We start from the raw sequence: 13,436 nt of genomic DNA on the forward strand, positions 1-13,436 counted from the left end.
GCCGGGCCGGACGTGGCCACCGCGGCCGGACGGCGGCAGCAGCTCAGGAGGCGTACAGCTCCCGGATCTCGTTGATCCTGCCCTCGCCGTCCAGCGCGATCTCGTAGTTGAGGCCGGAACCGCACACACCCGCGTCCGGGGCGTGGTCCAGGCACGCTCCGATGTGGTTCCACAGCTCGCCGACCACCACGGTCCGGTACTGGCCGGAGGCGGGCTGGAGCTGGGCCTTGACCTGCGGGGCGAACACCAGGTTCTGCTGCGGCCCGGTCGGCTCCCATCTCCCGCCGTTGGCCGCGCAGGTGTAGCCGGTCTCCTGGTAGGTCACGGTGTCCTGGCGCGGCTGCCTGACCGGGTGGATCACCCGGTGGTTGCCGTCGGGCTTCGGGGTGGCGCAGGCACCCCCCGCGCCGGTGGACGGCTGGGCACCCGCGGACCCGGTCGCCGCCGGCTGGGCGGTCGCGGAGTTCACGCCGGACGGCCGGGCCGCGGACGAACCGGCGGGCGCGGCCCCGGTCCCGGAACCGTCGTCGGGGCCGCAGGCGGCGAGGGCAAGGACGGCGGTGGCCGCGGCGACGGCGGCCAGGGCGGTACGACGAGACGACATGGTGACAGATCCCCCTGCTGGTGCATGTGCTGGTCGGCCCCGCAGGCCGACGGTCGAACAGACTAGCGACCGTCGCGGACCACCTGTCCCGGCAGCCCCGGCAGCCCCGGCGTTCACCGGGGCCACTCGGGTACCGGGGCCGTTGTCGGACCCCTGCCCTATGGTCCGTGGTGTGGGAATCCGATGCGTCGTCGATTCGGCGAGGGGGAGAGCTGATGTTCCGTCAGGGTGATGTGCTGCTGGTGCCGGTGGAGAAGGAGGCCGTCCCGGCCCGGGTGGCCTCGCTGGCCGGTCGGCCCAGGGACGCGCGGGGCCGGCTGGTGCTGGCCCTGGGTGAGGTGACCGGGCACGCGCACGCCGTGGTCGGGCCGGGGGAGCTGCGGCGCGAGGCGGGTCCGTTCGGCGTGGCGTGGCTGCACCTGCCGGAGGGCGGCCGGGTGGTGCACGAGGAGCACGCGGCGATACCACTGCCCAAGGGCTGGTTCCGGGTGGTGCGTCAGCGCGAGTACGCGCCGGGCGCGGTGCGGATCGTCGCCGACTGACGGCGTCCGCGCGCGGCCGGCGCACGAGGCGGGCGGCACACGCGGTGGGGGAGTACGACGAGGCGGGGCGGGCGCACGGCGTCCGCGCCACGGCCGGGCGGGGTGCCCGTCCGGGAACGGAGAGGGTGATGGGTATGGGGACGGGACAGGCGGCACCGGACATGACGGCAGCTGTGCTGTCGACCGAGGCGGCAGCCGAGGTGACGGCCCGTTGGCGGGCGACCGCCGCCGCCACCGGCCCGGCCGACCGGGCCGGCGTCGAGCGCGCGGTGCGGGCCGCGTACCGGGCCGCGGGCCTGGCCGAACCGACCGGCATCAGGTGGTTCGGCTCGCCGCTGGCGGCGGCGGAGGCGGCCCTCGAGCTGCGCGCGGCCGGGGCCTCGACCGTCCGGGAGGCGGTCAGGACCCTGCCGTGGGACGCGGTCCGCCGACAGGCGGTCGAGCGGACCGGCGCGGTCGGCTGGCCCCCGCTCTGGGCGCTGACCGGCGGCGAACTCGGCCCGGTGACCAACGCGCTCGCCGACCGGATCCGCGGCGCCCTGCTCGACCGGCTCGCCCCGGACCCGGCCGCCGGGGACGTCCCGCCGGGGGAGGCCGGGGCGGCCCGCGAGCGGCGCACCGCCGCCAGGCTCGCGCTGCTCGACGCCGTCCGGGGTCAGCACGACGCGCCCTGGTACGCCGCCTTCGAGGCCGCCGGGGTGCTGGGCGCGGCGCCGGAGGGTGCGCCGGGCGCGGGGGGCGCCGCAGGTGAGGGGATCGCCGCGCTGGCCGAGGTGGCGCGCGCCGCCGGCTGGTGGTGGCCCTACGCGGACACCGTGCTGATCAGCGAGCGCCCGATCGCCCTGCACCGCGACGAGGCCGGTCGGCTGGACCGCGCCGACGGGCCGGCTCTCGAATACGCCGACGGCTTCGCCCTCCACGCCTGGCGGGGCATGCCCGTCCCCGCCGAGTTCCTGGCCGGGCTCGGCACCGTCACCGCCGAGCGGATCCGCACCGAGGAGAACGCCGAGCTGCGCCGCGTCCTGCTGGAGCACTACGGCTACGAGCGCTACCTCGCCGACTCCGGCGCCGAGCCGGTGCACCGGGACGCGACCGGTGTGCTCTGGCGGATCCAACTGCCGGACGACGAGCCGGTGGTGATGGTCGAGGTGGTCAACTCGACCGCCGAGCCGGACGGCACCTTCCGCACCTACTGGCTGCGGGTGCCGCCGGACACCAGCACCGCCCGCGCCGGTGTGGCCTGGACCTTCGGCACGACCGAGGCGGAGTACCACCCGCAGCGCGAGACCTGAGCGAGCGCCGGGGCAGGGACGGGGAGGGACGGGGAGGGACGGGGCAGGGACGGGACTGTGGCGGGGCGGGTGGAACACGGCACCGCCCGCGCCGGGGACTGGCGCGGGCGGTGCGGTTCCGTGGTGGAACCGGGGGACAGGAGGGTCGGGGTCAGTGGACGTCGATGCCGTCGAAGGAGCCGATGATGGCGTCACCGCCGACGTTGGTGATCTCGCCGCCGGCGAGCTGGTTGCCGGTGCCGATCACGGTGATGGTGGTGGTGTTAACGGTCACCTCGTCGGCGAAGGCCTGGGTGGGGATGGAGATGGCGCCGACGGCGGCGAGGAGGACGGCGAACGTACGGACAGTGCGGTACATGGCAATAAATCCCTTCGTGAGCAAACGGTGCTTCGAACCCTAGGGATCGATCCGGTGTGAAAGGGGGGAATGTCACCCGAACGGGTTCACCTTCGTGTCGCCGGGGCGTTTGCGTCGTGGGGCGCGGTGTCGGTGTGAGGGCACGGTCGGGCGGAGGCCGCCGGTCCGGTCCGGTGCCGTGCCCTGGAGCGCCGGCCCGCGCCTGAGTAGGCTGCGCGTTCTGATCACGGACCGTCGAGGTGATCACGGGGAGGGACCGCCGCATGAACACAGCACCGGAACCGCACGGGCCGCACGGGCCGAACGGCCCGAACGAGCCGCACCTCTCGCGCGGGGCGTCGCCCGCCGACGGACCGCCGGTCCGGATCGGGGCCCTCGTGCCGCTGACCCGCCCCGGCTGGGTCGCGGCGGGCCGACACCTGCTCGCCGGACTCGACCTGGCCGCACGCGAGGTCAACGAGGCCGGGGGGATCGCCGGCCGGCCCGTCGAACTCGTGGTCCGTGACACCGCCGCCGACCCCGGGCGGGCCGAGGCGGCCGTGGACGAACTGGCCGGCCTGGGGGTGGCCGCCCTGGCGGGGGAGTACCACAGCGTGGTCGCGCGCGCCGCGGCCGCCAGGGCCGAGGCCCTCGGGCTGCCCTTCCTGTGCTCCTCCGCGGTGCTCGACGCGCTCACCGACGGGCCGGCCCACTGGGTCGCCCGTCTTGCCCCGGCCCAGTCGCACGGGTGGCGCGTCTACGCCGACCACCTCCTCGGCGCGGGCCACAGCCGGATCGCCGTGGCGGCCGACCCGAGCGTCTACTGGGCGTCCGGCACGGGCATCCTCCGGGACCGGATCACGGCGCGCGGCGGCACCCTCGTCGAACTCGACACGCGCACCCTCACCCCCGAGGGCGTCTGCGAGGAGCTCGCCGCCGACGGCGCGACCGCCCTCCTGCTCCTGGCCGGCCACCCCGACCCGGCGGTCCCGATCGTCCGGGCCGTCCGCCGGGACCGGCGCCTCGCCGGGGTCCTGATCGGTGCTCCGGCCGGGCAGCCGGAACTCGCCGACTGGGCGACGCTGCTGGGCGGGGACGGCGCCGGCGTCCCGTTCCTGCGCTACCTGCCCGAACGCCTCGGTCCGCTCGGCGCCCGCGTCGGGGCGGCGCTGCGCGAGCGGCTGGGCGAGGAGCCCTCCTTCGTCGCCTTCGAGGGCTACGACACCGTCGCCGTCCTCGCCGAGCTGCTGCGCTCGCACGGCGCCGACCGGGCCCGGATCGCCGCGGCCTGGCCGCGGGTCGCGGGCGAGGGCACCCGGGGGCCGGTCAGGTTCTCCCGGGCGCCTGGCATCGGCGTGTGGCAGTGGGCCTGGGCTCCGGTCCAGGTCGCCGACCGTGACCCGGTGGACCCCGGCCGCTTCCGGGTCCTGCACACCGGCTGAGCACGCCCGGTGGCGGCGGGTGCGGCCGGCGGCGGCGCTCAGTCCGCGGAGGGCCGGTAGACCGTCAGCGCCCTCGCGGACTTGGCCAGCCGGAGCGGGCCCGCCGCGGGCAGCGACTCGCCGTCGACCGCCATCCGGTCGGCGTCGCCCAGCCCCTCCAGGTCGAGCCCCCGGAGCCGGGCCGCGTGGTACACCCGGGAGCGGGCGAGCGTGCCGGAGAGGAACGCGGCGGCGAGCCTGGTCCGGGCGAACGGTCGGCCCCCGTCGACCACCCGGACGTCCAGCAGGCCGTCGGCGAGTCCGGTCCGGTGGGTCGGGGCGAAGCCCGGCGGGTCGTAGGCGCCGTTCCCGGCGAACAGCAGCCACAGCTGCCGGTCCCGCCCGCCGGCCCGGACGGTGACCGGCTCACCGTTCACCAGCACCTTCGCGGTGGCCCCCGCGAGGGCCGGCCACTTGCCCATCCGGCCCTCCAACGACTCCCGGAGCCGGACCAGTTCGGGGTAGACACCGAGGCTGAAGGTGTTGAGGAAGTACCGCTGCGAAGTACCGTCGGTGGCCAGCCCGAGGTCCACCCCGCACGCACTGCCGGCGGTCACGGCGTCCGCTGTCGCCTCGAAGTCCTGGATGCCGAGATCCACCGCGAAGTGGTTGAGCGTGCCACCGGGGAACACCGCCAGCGGCAGGTTCCGCTCCACGGCCAGCCCGGCCGCCAGATTGACGCTGCCGTCGCCGCCGCAGACCCCGAGCGCCCCGCCCGCGGCAGCAGCCCGGTCGGCGGCCTCCGCGAGGAGAGCGGGCAGGTCGTCGTCGGGCCCGCAGAGGCGGACCTCGGCCCGGGGCAACAGGTCGCGCAGCACGGCGACCGTCTCCTCGGGGCCGTAGGTCGTCAACGCTCCGCTGCCGGAGCCCGAGTTGACCACCACCGACAGGCCCTGTCCCTCGGTCAGCACCGGGGCGGGGCGGCGCGCGGGCCCGGCGGCGGGCCGGAGGTCCGAGGACCGGGGCCACCAGCGCAGCGTCAGCGCGGCGATCGCCGAGCCCAGCGCGAAGCCGGCCAGCACATCGCTCGGGTGGTGCGCGCCGGTGTACACCCGGGAGACACCCACGGCCAGCGCGACCGGTGCCACGACGGCCGCCACCGCCGGGGACTCGATCGCAACCGCCGTCGCGAAGGCCGCCGCCGAGGCGGAGTGCCCCGAGGGGAAGGAGGTGGTGACCGGCTGGCGCAGCAGCCGCCGGGCGACCGGTACCGCGTCGAGCAGGGGCCGCGGGCGCCGGGTGAGCTGTTTCGCGGCCACATTGGCCGTGTACGAGGCCAGCGCCAGCGCGCTGACCCCGCGCAGTGCCGCCCGCCGCCCGCTCCGCCCGCCGACGGCCCCGAGCACTGCGGCCGTGCCGAACCACAGTTTCCCGTGGTCGGCGGCGTGGCCGGCCCTGCGCAGCCAGTGGCCTACCCGTGATCCGGCCCCGAACGGGCGCTCGGACACGGCGATCCGATGGAACAGTGCCTGGTCGATGACGTCCAGTCGCCTCATCCGACCGAGCCTAGACCCCGTCGGCGCCTGGCGCGCGGCGAGCGGTCAGCGCAGCATCGGCGCAGGGGCGGCCCACGGCTCCGCGGAGCCCTCGGGCCCGGCTTGAGTACGGGTACTCAGGCGCCGCCCGGCGCACCCGAGCAGACTGGCGGACAGCACTCCGCTCCCGCCGCCACCGAGGACGCACCCACGCCATGCTGAGCCGCACCGCCGCCCTCCTGCTGCCCGCCTTCGGCCACCTCCGCATCACCGCCGACCCGGCCGACCCGGCCGCCCACACGGCCGCCGACCCGGCCTCCGCCGCCGCCGACCCGGTCCCCACCGTCGCGCCGGGCAGCATCGTCGCGGCCAACCACACCTCGCTCGCCGACCCCGTCGTGGTGCTCGCCGCCCTGCACCGGCTCGGCGCCCGGCCGGTCGTGCTGGCCACCGCCGGCCTGTGGCGGATCCCCCTGCTCGGGACACTGCTGCGCCACGAGGGGCACATCGCCGTCCACCGGGGCACCGCACGGGCCGCGGAGTCGCTCGACGCGGCGGCCGAGGCCCTGGCGGCAGGGCGGGTCGTGCTGATCTACGGAGAGGGCGGACTGCCGCGCCGCCGGGACTCGGGCGAACGGCCGCCCGGCCCCTTCCGCAGCGGCCTGGCCCGCCTCGCGCACGCCACCGGCGCACCCGTCGTCCCGCTCGGCCAGGCCGGTTCCCGCCGGCTCACCTCGGGCGGAACGGCGAAGCAGCTCGCCGGCCTCGCCACCGCCCCGGTCCGCCGTCCCGGCCTGTACGTCCACCTCGGCGCCCCGCTCCACCTCCCCGCCGACACCGCCGAGGCGACCGCCCGCGCCCACCACGCCGTCACCGCCGCCTGGGCGGCCGCCGGCCGGCACGCCGCGGCCCGCCATGCCGCCGTCGGGCAGGCTCCGGAAGCGACCGGACCGGAGGCGACCGCTCCGTAAACCGGTCGACAGCGGTCGTGCGGTTGGGAATGCTGTCCCACGATGACCAGAATCGACGACACTCCTCCCGCCTGGGACGAGCGCACACAGCTGACCACGTTCCTCGACTACGCCCGTGACACCACCCGCGCCAAGTGCGAGGGCGTCTCCCCGGAGAACGCGCGCAGGGCACTCCTGCCGGGTTCGCCGCTGATGACCCTGAGCGGGCTGGTGAACCACCTCCGCTGGGTCGAGTACTACTGGTTCCAGGTGGTTTTCCTCGGCGAAGAGGACCAGGGCCCCTGGACGGAGGAGGACCCCGACCGCGAGATGCGGATCGGCGTCGACTTCCCGCTGGCGCAGCTGCTCGACGAGTACGCCGAACAGAGCGCCCGCTACCGCGAACTGGTGGCCGCGAGCGACCTGGCCGACCGGGCGAAGCGGCCGGTCCGCAACGGCCTCCATGTGGACCTGCGCTGGATCCTCCTCCACCTGACCGAGGAGACCGCCCGCCACAACGGCCACCTCGACATCCTGCGCGAACTTCTCGACGGCACCACCGGGGACTGACCCGCACCTCCGCGGGGGCGGGCTCTTCCGCGGCGGCGGACCGGTGGCCGGTGGGGGAGGATGAGCGGCATGGAGCGGATGTTCGAGGAGCTGGTGGCCGAGGCGGCCGGGGCGTCGGTGGACGGCTGGGACTTCTCCTGGCTGGACGGCCGAGCGAGCGAGGAGCGCCCGTCCTGGGGCTACCAGCGGCTGCTCGGCGAGCGGCTGGCGCACGCGTCGGCGGCGCTGGACGTGCAGACCGGGGGCGGCGAGGTGCTGGCGGGGGTGGCCGGGAGCTTCCCGCGGACGATGGCCGCCACCGAGGCGTGGCCGCCGAACGTCGCCCGGGCGGCGGCCCTGCTGCACCCGCTCGGCGCGGTCGTGGTGGCCGACCCGGACGAGCCTCCGCTGCCCTTCGCCGACGGGTCCTTCGACCTGGTGACCAGCCGTCACCCGGTGACCGTGTGGTGGGCCGAGATCGCCCGGGTGCTGCGCCCCGGCGGCAGCTACCTGGCCCAGCACGTGGGGCCGGCCTCGGTGTTCGAACTGGTCGAGTACTTTCTCGGGCCGCAGCCGGAGGCGCGCCGGGCCCGGCGGCCGGAGGACGACGCGGATGCCGCCCGGGCCGCCGGTCTCGACGTGGTCGACCTGCGCTCGGAGCGGCTGCGGATCGAGTTCCGGGACATCGGCGCGGTGGTCTGGTTCCTGCGCAAGGTGATCTGGATGGTGCCGGGGTTCACCGTCGAGGCCCACCGGGAGCGGTTGCGCGAACTGGACGCCCGGATCCGGGCGGAGGGGCCGTTCGTCGCCCACTCCGCCCGGTTCCTGGTCGAGGCGCGCAAGCCCTGAAACCGCCCTGCCGCCGTGGTCGACCACGGCGGCAGGGCGGTTTCAGCGTCCGCCGGCGGCCCGACGGTCCGGCCTCACCTCAGGTGCCGGCCGAAGAACTGCGCCGCCGCGTCGCCCGCGAACCGCGGCACGCCGGTGTGCCCGCCGAGATTGGCGTGCAGCGTCTTCTCCGCGGAGCCGAACGCGTCGAAGAGGTCCAGGGACGCCTGCCGGTCGTTCCCCTCGTCGTCCCACTGCAGCAGGACGTGCAGCGGAACGGTGACCCGGCGGGCCTCCTCGAACGTGGCCGCGGGCACGAAACTCCCCGCGAACAGGACGGCGGCCGCGATGCGCGGCTCGACGAGCGCCAGTCGGGTGCCGATGGCGATCACTCCCCCCGAGTACCCGACCGGGCCGCCGATCCCGGGAAGTGCGAGGAGGGCGTCCAGGACCGCCCGCCACTCCGGGACGGCCTGCTCGACCAGTGGGAGGACGAGCCGGTCCACGATCTCGGCGCCGACCGGTTCGCCGGCCGCCATGGCCCGGCGCAGATCGGCGCGGGCCTGCTCGGTGACGGCGGACCGGGGTCGGTCGCCGCTGCCCGGGAGTTCGACGGTGGCCGCGGCGAAGCCGTCGGCCGCGGACTGCCGCGCCCGGTCCAGCAGTCGGGGATACATCCGCTGCAGTCCGCCGGGGTGGCCGAGCAGGACCAGCGGCACCGGTGCGGAGGGGGACGCGGACGCGGGCGTCCAGAGGATGCCGGGAATCCCGTCGAGGGTGAATTCGCGCTCGAGGACGCCGTCGTCGAGGCGCTGCTCGGAGGTGAATCGCATGGTCGTGCCTTTCGGGAGTGCTCTGGAACGGCGCTCCCGGACGACCTATCGCCCGACCATGACTCCGGAGGGGAGCACCCATGTCGATACTGCGTTCACGGGTACCACCTCCTCGTTCTCTCGCACGGCCACCGGGAATGTAGCAGTGACCGCCTCGGCCCGCCAACCGGTTTTCCCGGGGCGGTGCGGAGCGGGCCCGTCGGCCGGTAGGCGCGGGCGTCGACATGGCGCGGGCGTCGACATGGCGCGGGCGTCGACATGGCGCGGGCGTCGACATGGCGCGGTGGTAAACACGCGGCACCGTTCGGGCACACGCGAATTTTCCCGGGCCACCTTCCCCGGGCGGGTTCCGGGAATCCCTTGCCTGGGCATGTTCGCGACATGTTCGATGGGGCCATGGGGCGCAGCGAGCTCGTTCTGATGACCGATCACGGCTCGACCGAGGGCAGCCGGGAGACGCTGGCCACCGCGGTGCGGCGGCTGACCGGGCAGGCGCCGTTCCTGCTCGACGCGCGGCACTTCATGAGCGGCGGCGCGGTCGGCCCGGCCGGTGGCGGACGGGCGCGGGGCACCGGCGACGGGGTCGCCCTCGAAGTCCCCGCCGAAGGGATCGCGCTGACCGCCAGGACGGTGCTCCTGTACGAGATACCGCCGCACCGCCGCCACGAACTCGCCGACTGCCAGCGGCTCCTGCACGAGAACGCGGTCCGCTCGCTCGGCACCTCCGCCGACGGCTGGCGGGCGGCCACCGACAAGCGCCTCACCGTCGAGTGCTTCACCCGGGACGGCGTCCGCCAGATGCCCACCGTCACGCTCTCCCGGCCCACCCGGGCCGAGGCCGCCGCGGTGTTCGAGCGGCTCGGCGGCGACGTCTGGGCCCGCCCGGCCCTCGGCATGGGCGGCGAGGACGTCTTCCACGTCACCACCCGCACCCAGCTCGCCGAGGCGGCCGAGCGCTACGCCGAGGCCGGTACCGCCTGGCTGCTCGCCGCCGACGCCCGCAACTTCACCGCGGACGGCCGGCGCCACCAGTACCGGGTGACCGTGCTCGCCGGCCGGGCGCTCCGCGCCGTCGAACACCTGCAGGACGACCCGGACCAGCCGTGCAACCTCGCCCGGGGCGCCGTCTCCACCCCGCTGCCGGTCGACGCGCTGCCCGCCGGCCTGGCGGAACTCGCGGTCGCGGCCACCCGCTCGGTGGGGCTGCCGTTCGCGGCGGTCGACCTCGCGGGCGAGAGCGGCGGGGCGGTCTTCGAGGTCAACGTCCACCCGGCGTTCGGCTCGCCAGGTGCTCTGGAGGCGGTGGCCGTGCCGTACGTCGCCGCCCACCTCGGGGGGAGCGACCACGCTGCCGCGGACGCCCGCGTCCGCGCCGACGGGAGGGGTACCGCCGCCCGGCAGGCGAACTGACGCCGCCTCGGACCGGCACGCGCCGGGGTGCACCCGGGGCGCGGACCGCCCGCACGAGCCCTCCCCGAGGTCCGCACATCGACCGCCGCGCGCTCCCCGCCGAGTCGTGGCCGCACCCCCGGTCGAAATACCCCTCCACCGGGTACTAGACTCGAGGAGGTTGTGAAGGCACCTCGTTCGGTGAGGCGTCGCCATGGACACAGGCCACTGACCCCACGACGTCGAGAGACGCCCAGGGTCAGGACAGGTCTCCCCGGACTAAGGGGTGACCCCAAGTGGCTGCACCCCTCGGGACCATCCCGGGTGCTACGCCGTGGCGTGCCAAAGCTCTGACGAGATCAGGGGTGCCCACCCGACGCTGCGGCGCCCGTGCGCGCCCGCCCGGCGGGTGCGGATCCTCCTGGTGACCCGGTTACGGCGACCCCGCACGGGCGCCCCGACGGCGAGGAGGTGAGAGCGATGGAGTGCAGTACTGGTCCGGGTCGAAGTAGGCCCCTCCCCAGGACGTCTTTCACTTCTCCCGGCACCCGGTGCCCCTCCTCCCGTACCGCTCCCGACCCCCGCCGTCGCACCGTCCGCCGCTGACCCGGCGCGCCGCGCGGCCCGGGCGCCGTGCGCGGTGGAGGACGACCGGGCGCCCGCCGCCCGCCCCGCACCCCCGACCTGCTGTGTCCGGTGCGACGGCCCCCGAACCGCGGAGGTACCCCGTCATGTCCGACTGGCGTGTACGCGCAGTGCGTGCGAGCAAGCTCCCCTTCTCCCGTCCCACCAACCCGGCCGGCGGCACCGCGGCCGCCCAGCCCGCCCCCGAGCACTCGATGGACCCGCGCCCCGACCAGCCGGTCGAGCACGTGAGCCTGGAGCGCTCCGTCGTCGACGCCGGCGTCTACTGCGACGGACACCGGCTCGCCTCCGCCACCGACCTGGCCGGCGTCTACCGCGAACTGCCCGGCAAGCCCGGCACCATGGCCTGGATCGGGCTCTACCGCCCCGCCGAGGCCCAGCTGCTGGAGGCCGCCGAGCGGTTCAACCTGCACGAACTGGCCGTCGAGGACGCCATCGTGGCCCACCAGCGCCCCAAGCTGGAGCGCTACGGCGACACCCTGTTCGTGGTGCTGCGCGCCGCCCGCTACCTGGACGACGTGGAGGAGGTCGACTTCGGCGAGATCCACCTCTTCGTCGGCCCCGACTTCGTCCTCACCGTCCGCCACTCCCAGGCCCCCGACCTCTCCGCGGTCCGCCGCCGCCTGGAGGCCGACCCCGAACTCCTGGCCCTCGGCCCCGAGGCCGTGCTCTACGCCGTCCTGGACGCCGTGGTCGACGGCTACGCCCCGGTCATCGCCGGCCTCCAGCACGACATCGACGAGATCGAGACCGAGGTCTTCGGCGGCGACCCGCAGGTCTCCCGGCGCATCTACGAACTCTCCCGCGAGGTCATCGAGTTCCAGCGGGCCACCCGGCCGCTGCTGGAGATCATGCAGAGCCTGGAGGCGGGCTTCGAGAAGTACGGCACCGACGAGGAACTCCGCCGCTACCTGCGCGACGTCGCCGACCACGCCACCTACGCGGCCGAACGCGTCGACGGCTTCCGCCAGATGCTCCAGAACATCCTCACCGTCAACGCCACCCTGGTCTCCCAGCGCCAGAACGAGGAGATGAAGCAACTCGCCGAGGCCGGCCACGTCCAGAACGACGAGATCAAGAAGATCTCCTCCTGGGCCGCCATCCTCTTCGCCCCGACGCTGATCGGCACCGTCTACGGCATGAACTTCACCACCATGCCCGAACTCAAGTGGGCCTTCGGCTACCCCTTCGCGATCGCCCTCATGGCCCTCGTCTGCACGAGCCTCTACCTCATCTTCAAGCGCCGCAACTGGCTCTAGTCGGGGCGGCGGACGGGAGGGCGGTCTCGGGGTCGGGGACCGTCCGGAGGATGAGGTGAGGGGGCTCGGGGACCGCCCGGAGGGGGAGGGCGGATCCGCCTGGCGGGGCATGGGCGGGTGGTCGGTGTGCGTGTTAGTTTCCGGCGCATGGGATCACGTGGGGCACGCGGGGTGGCGGCGCAGCAGGCGATCGAGGGGCTGCGGGAGCTTGCCGGGGCGGGGTTGGGGGCCGAGGGTGTGTTCCGCAGGGCGGACGAGCTGCTGCGGGGTGTCCTGGAGTACGACGCGGTCTGCTGGCACTTGGCGGATCCGGCGACCGGGCTGGTGAACTCGGTGCTGAGTGACGACCTCAGCCTGGAGGGGTTCGAGAACGCGGTGCGCCTGGAGGTGTGGGCGGACGATGTGGCGACGTTCTCGGCGATCCGGCGCAGTGGGGTGCGGGCGGAGACGCTGAGCCGGGCGACCCGGGGGCGGTTGGCGGAGAGTGTGCGGTTCCGGGAGCAGGTCCGGCCGGCGGGGTTCGGTGACGAACTGCGGGCCGTGTTCGACGCGCACGGCGGGATGTGGGGGTGCGCGGTCTTCCTGCGGCAGCAGGGTCGGGGGCCGTACCTGGCCCGGCACCGGGAGCTCGCGGACCTCGCCGCGCGGCACCTCGGCAACGCGCTGAGGGCCTGTCATGTGCCGTCGGCCGACGTCGGACCGGGCCGGGCGGCGGACGTGGGGCCGGCGGTGGTGGTGCTCGGCCGGGGGAACCGGCCGATCGCGATCTCCGGCCCGGCGGAGGAACTGCTCGGGCGGCTCTCCGACCCGAGCCGGACCTCGCTGCGGGTGCCCATGGCCGTCGCGATGGCCGCCGAGCAGGCCCGCCGGGTGGCCCACGGCCTGCCCGTGCCGCAGTCGAAGATCAGGGTGCAGGACGGCGACGGCCGCTGGTACGTGCTGCACGGTTCGGCGTTGAAGGGCGGCGCCGAGGACTTGGTGACGGTGGTGGCGGCGCCGGCGACGCCCGCCGACGCGATGCCGCTGTACCTCTCGGCGTACGGGCTGACGGCGCGGGAGCAGGAGGTGGCGCTGCTGCTGGTGCGGGGTTGCGACACCCGGGACGTGTCGCGGCTGCTGGCGATGAAGCCGTACACGGTGCAGGACCATCTGAAGTCGGTCTTCGCCAAGGCCGGTGTGGCCAGCCGGAGGGAGCTGGTCGCGCGGATCATGCTGGGTGGTGGGGTGTCGTAGCGGCGGGGCCCGGGGTGTA

General features: G+C 75.2%; 13 protein-coding genes and 1 riboswitch. Of the genes, 9 read left to right on the top strand and 4 right to left on the bottom strand.

Annotated elements, in window-relative coordinates:
• Window positions 1-43: 43 nt before the first annotated feature.
• Entirely contained in the window at window positions 44-604 is a 561-nt protein-coding gene (locus SM793_RS24115) for a hypothetical protein (protein WP_320440369.1), read from the bottom strand.
• 215 nt (window positions 605-819) lie between these two features.
• Here SM793_RS24115 and SM793_RS24120 point away from each other — a divergent pair, with 215 nt between their 5' ends.
• The gene (locus SM793_RS24120) at window positions 820-1,146 is read left to right on the top strand and encodes a hypothetical protein (RefSeq protein WP_320440370.1); all 327 of its coding nucleotides are present in this window, start codon (window positions 820-822) and stop codon (window positions 1,144-1,146) included.
• Between the two features lie 161 nt (window positions 1,147-1,307).
• Window positions 1,308-2,438, top strand: coding sequence for a DUF6745 domain-containing protein (locus SM793_RS24125; RefSeq protein ID WP_320440371.1), 1,131 nt, complete (start codon window positions 1,308-1,310; stop codon window positions 2,436-2,438).
• A 151-nt stretch (window positions 2,439-2,589) separates the two neighbouring features.
• On the opposite strand, the gene SM793_RS24130 is transcribed toward SM793_RS24125, so the two are convergent.
• Window positions 2,590-2,796, bottom strand: coding sequence for a hypothetical protein (locus SM793_RS24130; RefSeq protein WP_320440372.1), 207 nt, complete (start codon window positions 2,794-2,796; stop codon window positions 2,590-2,592).
• Between the two features lie 263 nt (window positions 2,797-3,059).
• Here SM793_RS24130 and SM793_RS24135 point away from each other — a divergent pair, with 263 nt between their 5' ends.
• Entirely contained in the window at window positions 3,060-4,217 is a 1,158-nt protein-coding gene (locus SM793_RS24135; RefSeq protein WP_320440373.1) for an ABC transporter substrate-binding protein, read from the top strand.
• A gap of 38 nt (window positions 4,218-4,255) precedes the next feature.
• Here the strand turns inward: SM793_RS24135 and SM793_RS24140 are convergent, their stop codons facing one another.
• Window positions 4,256-5,752, bottom strand: coding sequence for a bifunctional phosphatase PAP2/diacylglycerol kinase family protein (locus SM793_RS24140; protein ID WP_320440374.1), 1,497 nt, complete (start codon window positions 5,750-5,752; stop codon window positions 4,256-4,258).
• Window positions 5,753-5,946: 194 nt separating this feature from the next.
• Between SM793_RS24140 and SM793_RS24145 the strand changes: the two genes are divergently transcribed.
• The 3 genes from SM793_RS24145 to SM793_RS24155 all read left to right on the top strand — a co-directional run bounded on the left by SM793_RS24145 (window position 5,947) and on the right by SM793_RS24155 (window position 8,079).
• Window positions 5,947-6,702 (top strand): lysophospholipid acyltransferase family protein, encoded by a 756-nt coding sequence (locus SM793_RS24145; protein WP_320440375.1) that lies wholly within the window; start codon window positions 5,947-5,949, stop codon window positions 6,700-6,702.
• Window positions 6,703-6,744: 42 nt separating this feature from the next.
• The gene (locus tag SM793_RS24150; RefSeq protein ID WP_320440376.1) at window positions 6,745-7,251 is read left to right on the top strand and encodes a DinB family protein; all 507 of its coding nucleotides are present in this window, start codon (window positions 6,745-6,747) and stop codon (window positions 7,249-7,251) included.
• Window positions 7,252-7,320: 69 nt separating this feature from the next.
• Window positions 7,321-8,079 carry a class I SAM-dependent methyltransferase gene (locus tag SM793_RS24155; RefSeq protein ID WP_320440377.1) on the top strand — a complete coding sequence of 253 codons (759 nt, stop codon included), beginning with the start codon at window positions 7,321-7,323 and terminating at the stop codon, window positions 8,077-8,079.
• Window positions 8,080-8,153: 74 nt separating this feature from the next.
• Here the strand turns inward: SM793_RS24155 and SM793_RS24160 are convergent, their stop codons facing one another.
• Complete coding sequence (locus SM793_RS24160) at window positions 8,154-8,891, bottom strand: alpha/beta hydrolase (protein ID WP_320440378.1); 738 nt, start codon at window positions 8,889-8,891, stop codon at window positions 8,154-8,156.
• Window positions 8,892-9,287: 396 nt separating this feature from the next.
• Here SM793_RS24160 and SM793_RS24165 point away from each other — a divergent pair, with 396 nt between their 5' ends.
• The 3 genes from SM793_RS24165 to SM793_RS24175 all read left to right on the top strand — a co-directional run bounded on the left by SM793_RS24165 (window position 9,288) and on the right by SM793_RS24175 (window position 13,417).
• On the top strand, window positions 9,288-10,301 hold the full coding sequence (locus tag SM793_RS24165; RefSeq protein WP_320440379.1) for an alpha-L-glutamate ligase: 1,014 nt from the start codon (window positions 9,288-9,290) through the stop codon (window positions 10,299-10,301).
• A gap of 165 nt (window positions 10,302-10,466) precedes the next feature.
• Window positions 10,467-10,652, top strand: a riboswitch (M-box (ykoK) riboswitch).
• Window positions 10,653-11,011: 359 nt separating this feature from the next.
• Window positions 11,012-12,184: a magnesium and cobalt transport protein CorA gene (locus SM793_RS24170; protein WP_320440380.1), complete on the top strand. Its 1,173-nt coding sequence runs from the start codon at window positions 11,012-11,014 to the stop codon at window positions 12,182-12,184.
• A 147-nt stretch (window positions 12,185-12,331) separates the two neighbouring features.
• Complete coding sequence (locus SM793_RS24175; protein ID WP_320440381.1) at window positions 12,332-13,417, top strand: helix-turn-helix transcriptional regulator; 1,086 nt, start codon at window positions 12,332-12,334, stop codon at window positions 13,415-13,417.
• Window positions 13,418-13,436: the final 19 nt, after the last annotated feature.

The sequence above is a fragment of the Kitasatospora purpeofusca genome, assembly GCF_034043715.1.
In the GTDB taxonomy this organism is placed as follows: domain Bacteria; phylum Actinomycetota; class Actinomycetes; order Streptomycetales; family Streptomycetaceae; genus Kitasatospora; species Kitasatospora purpeofusca_A.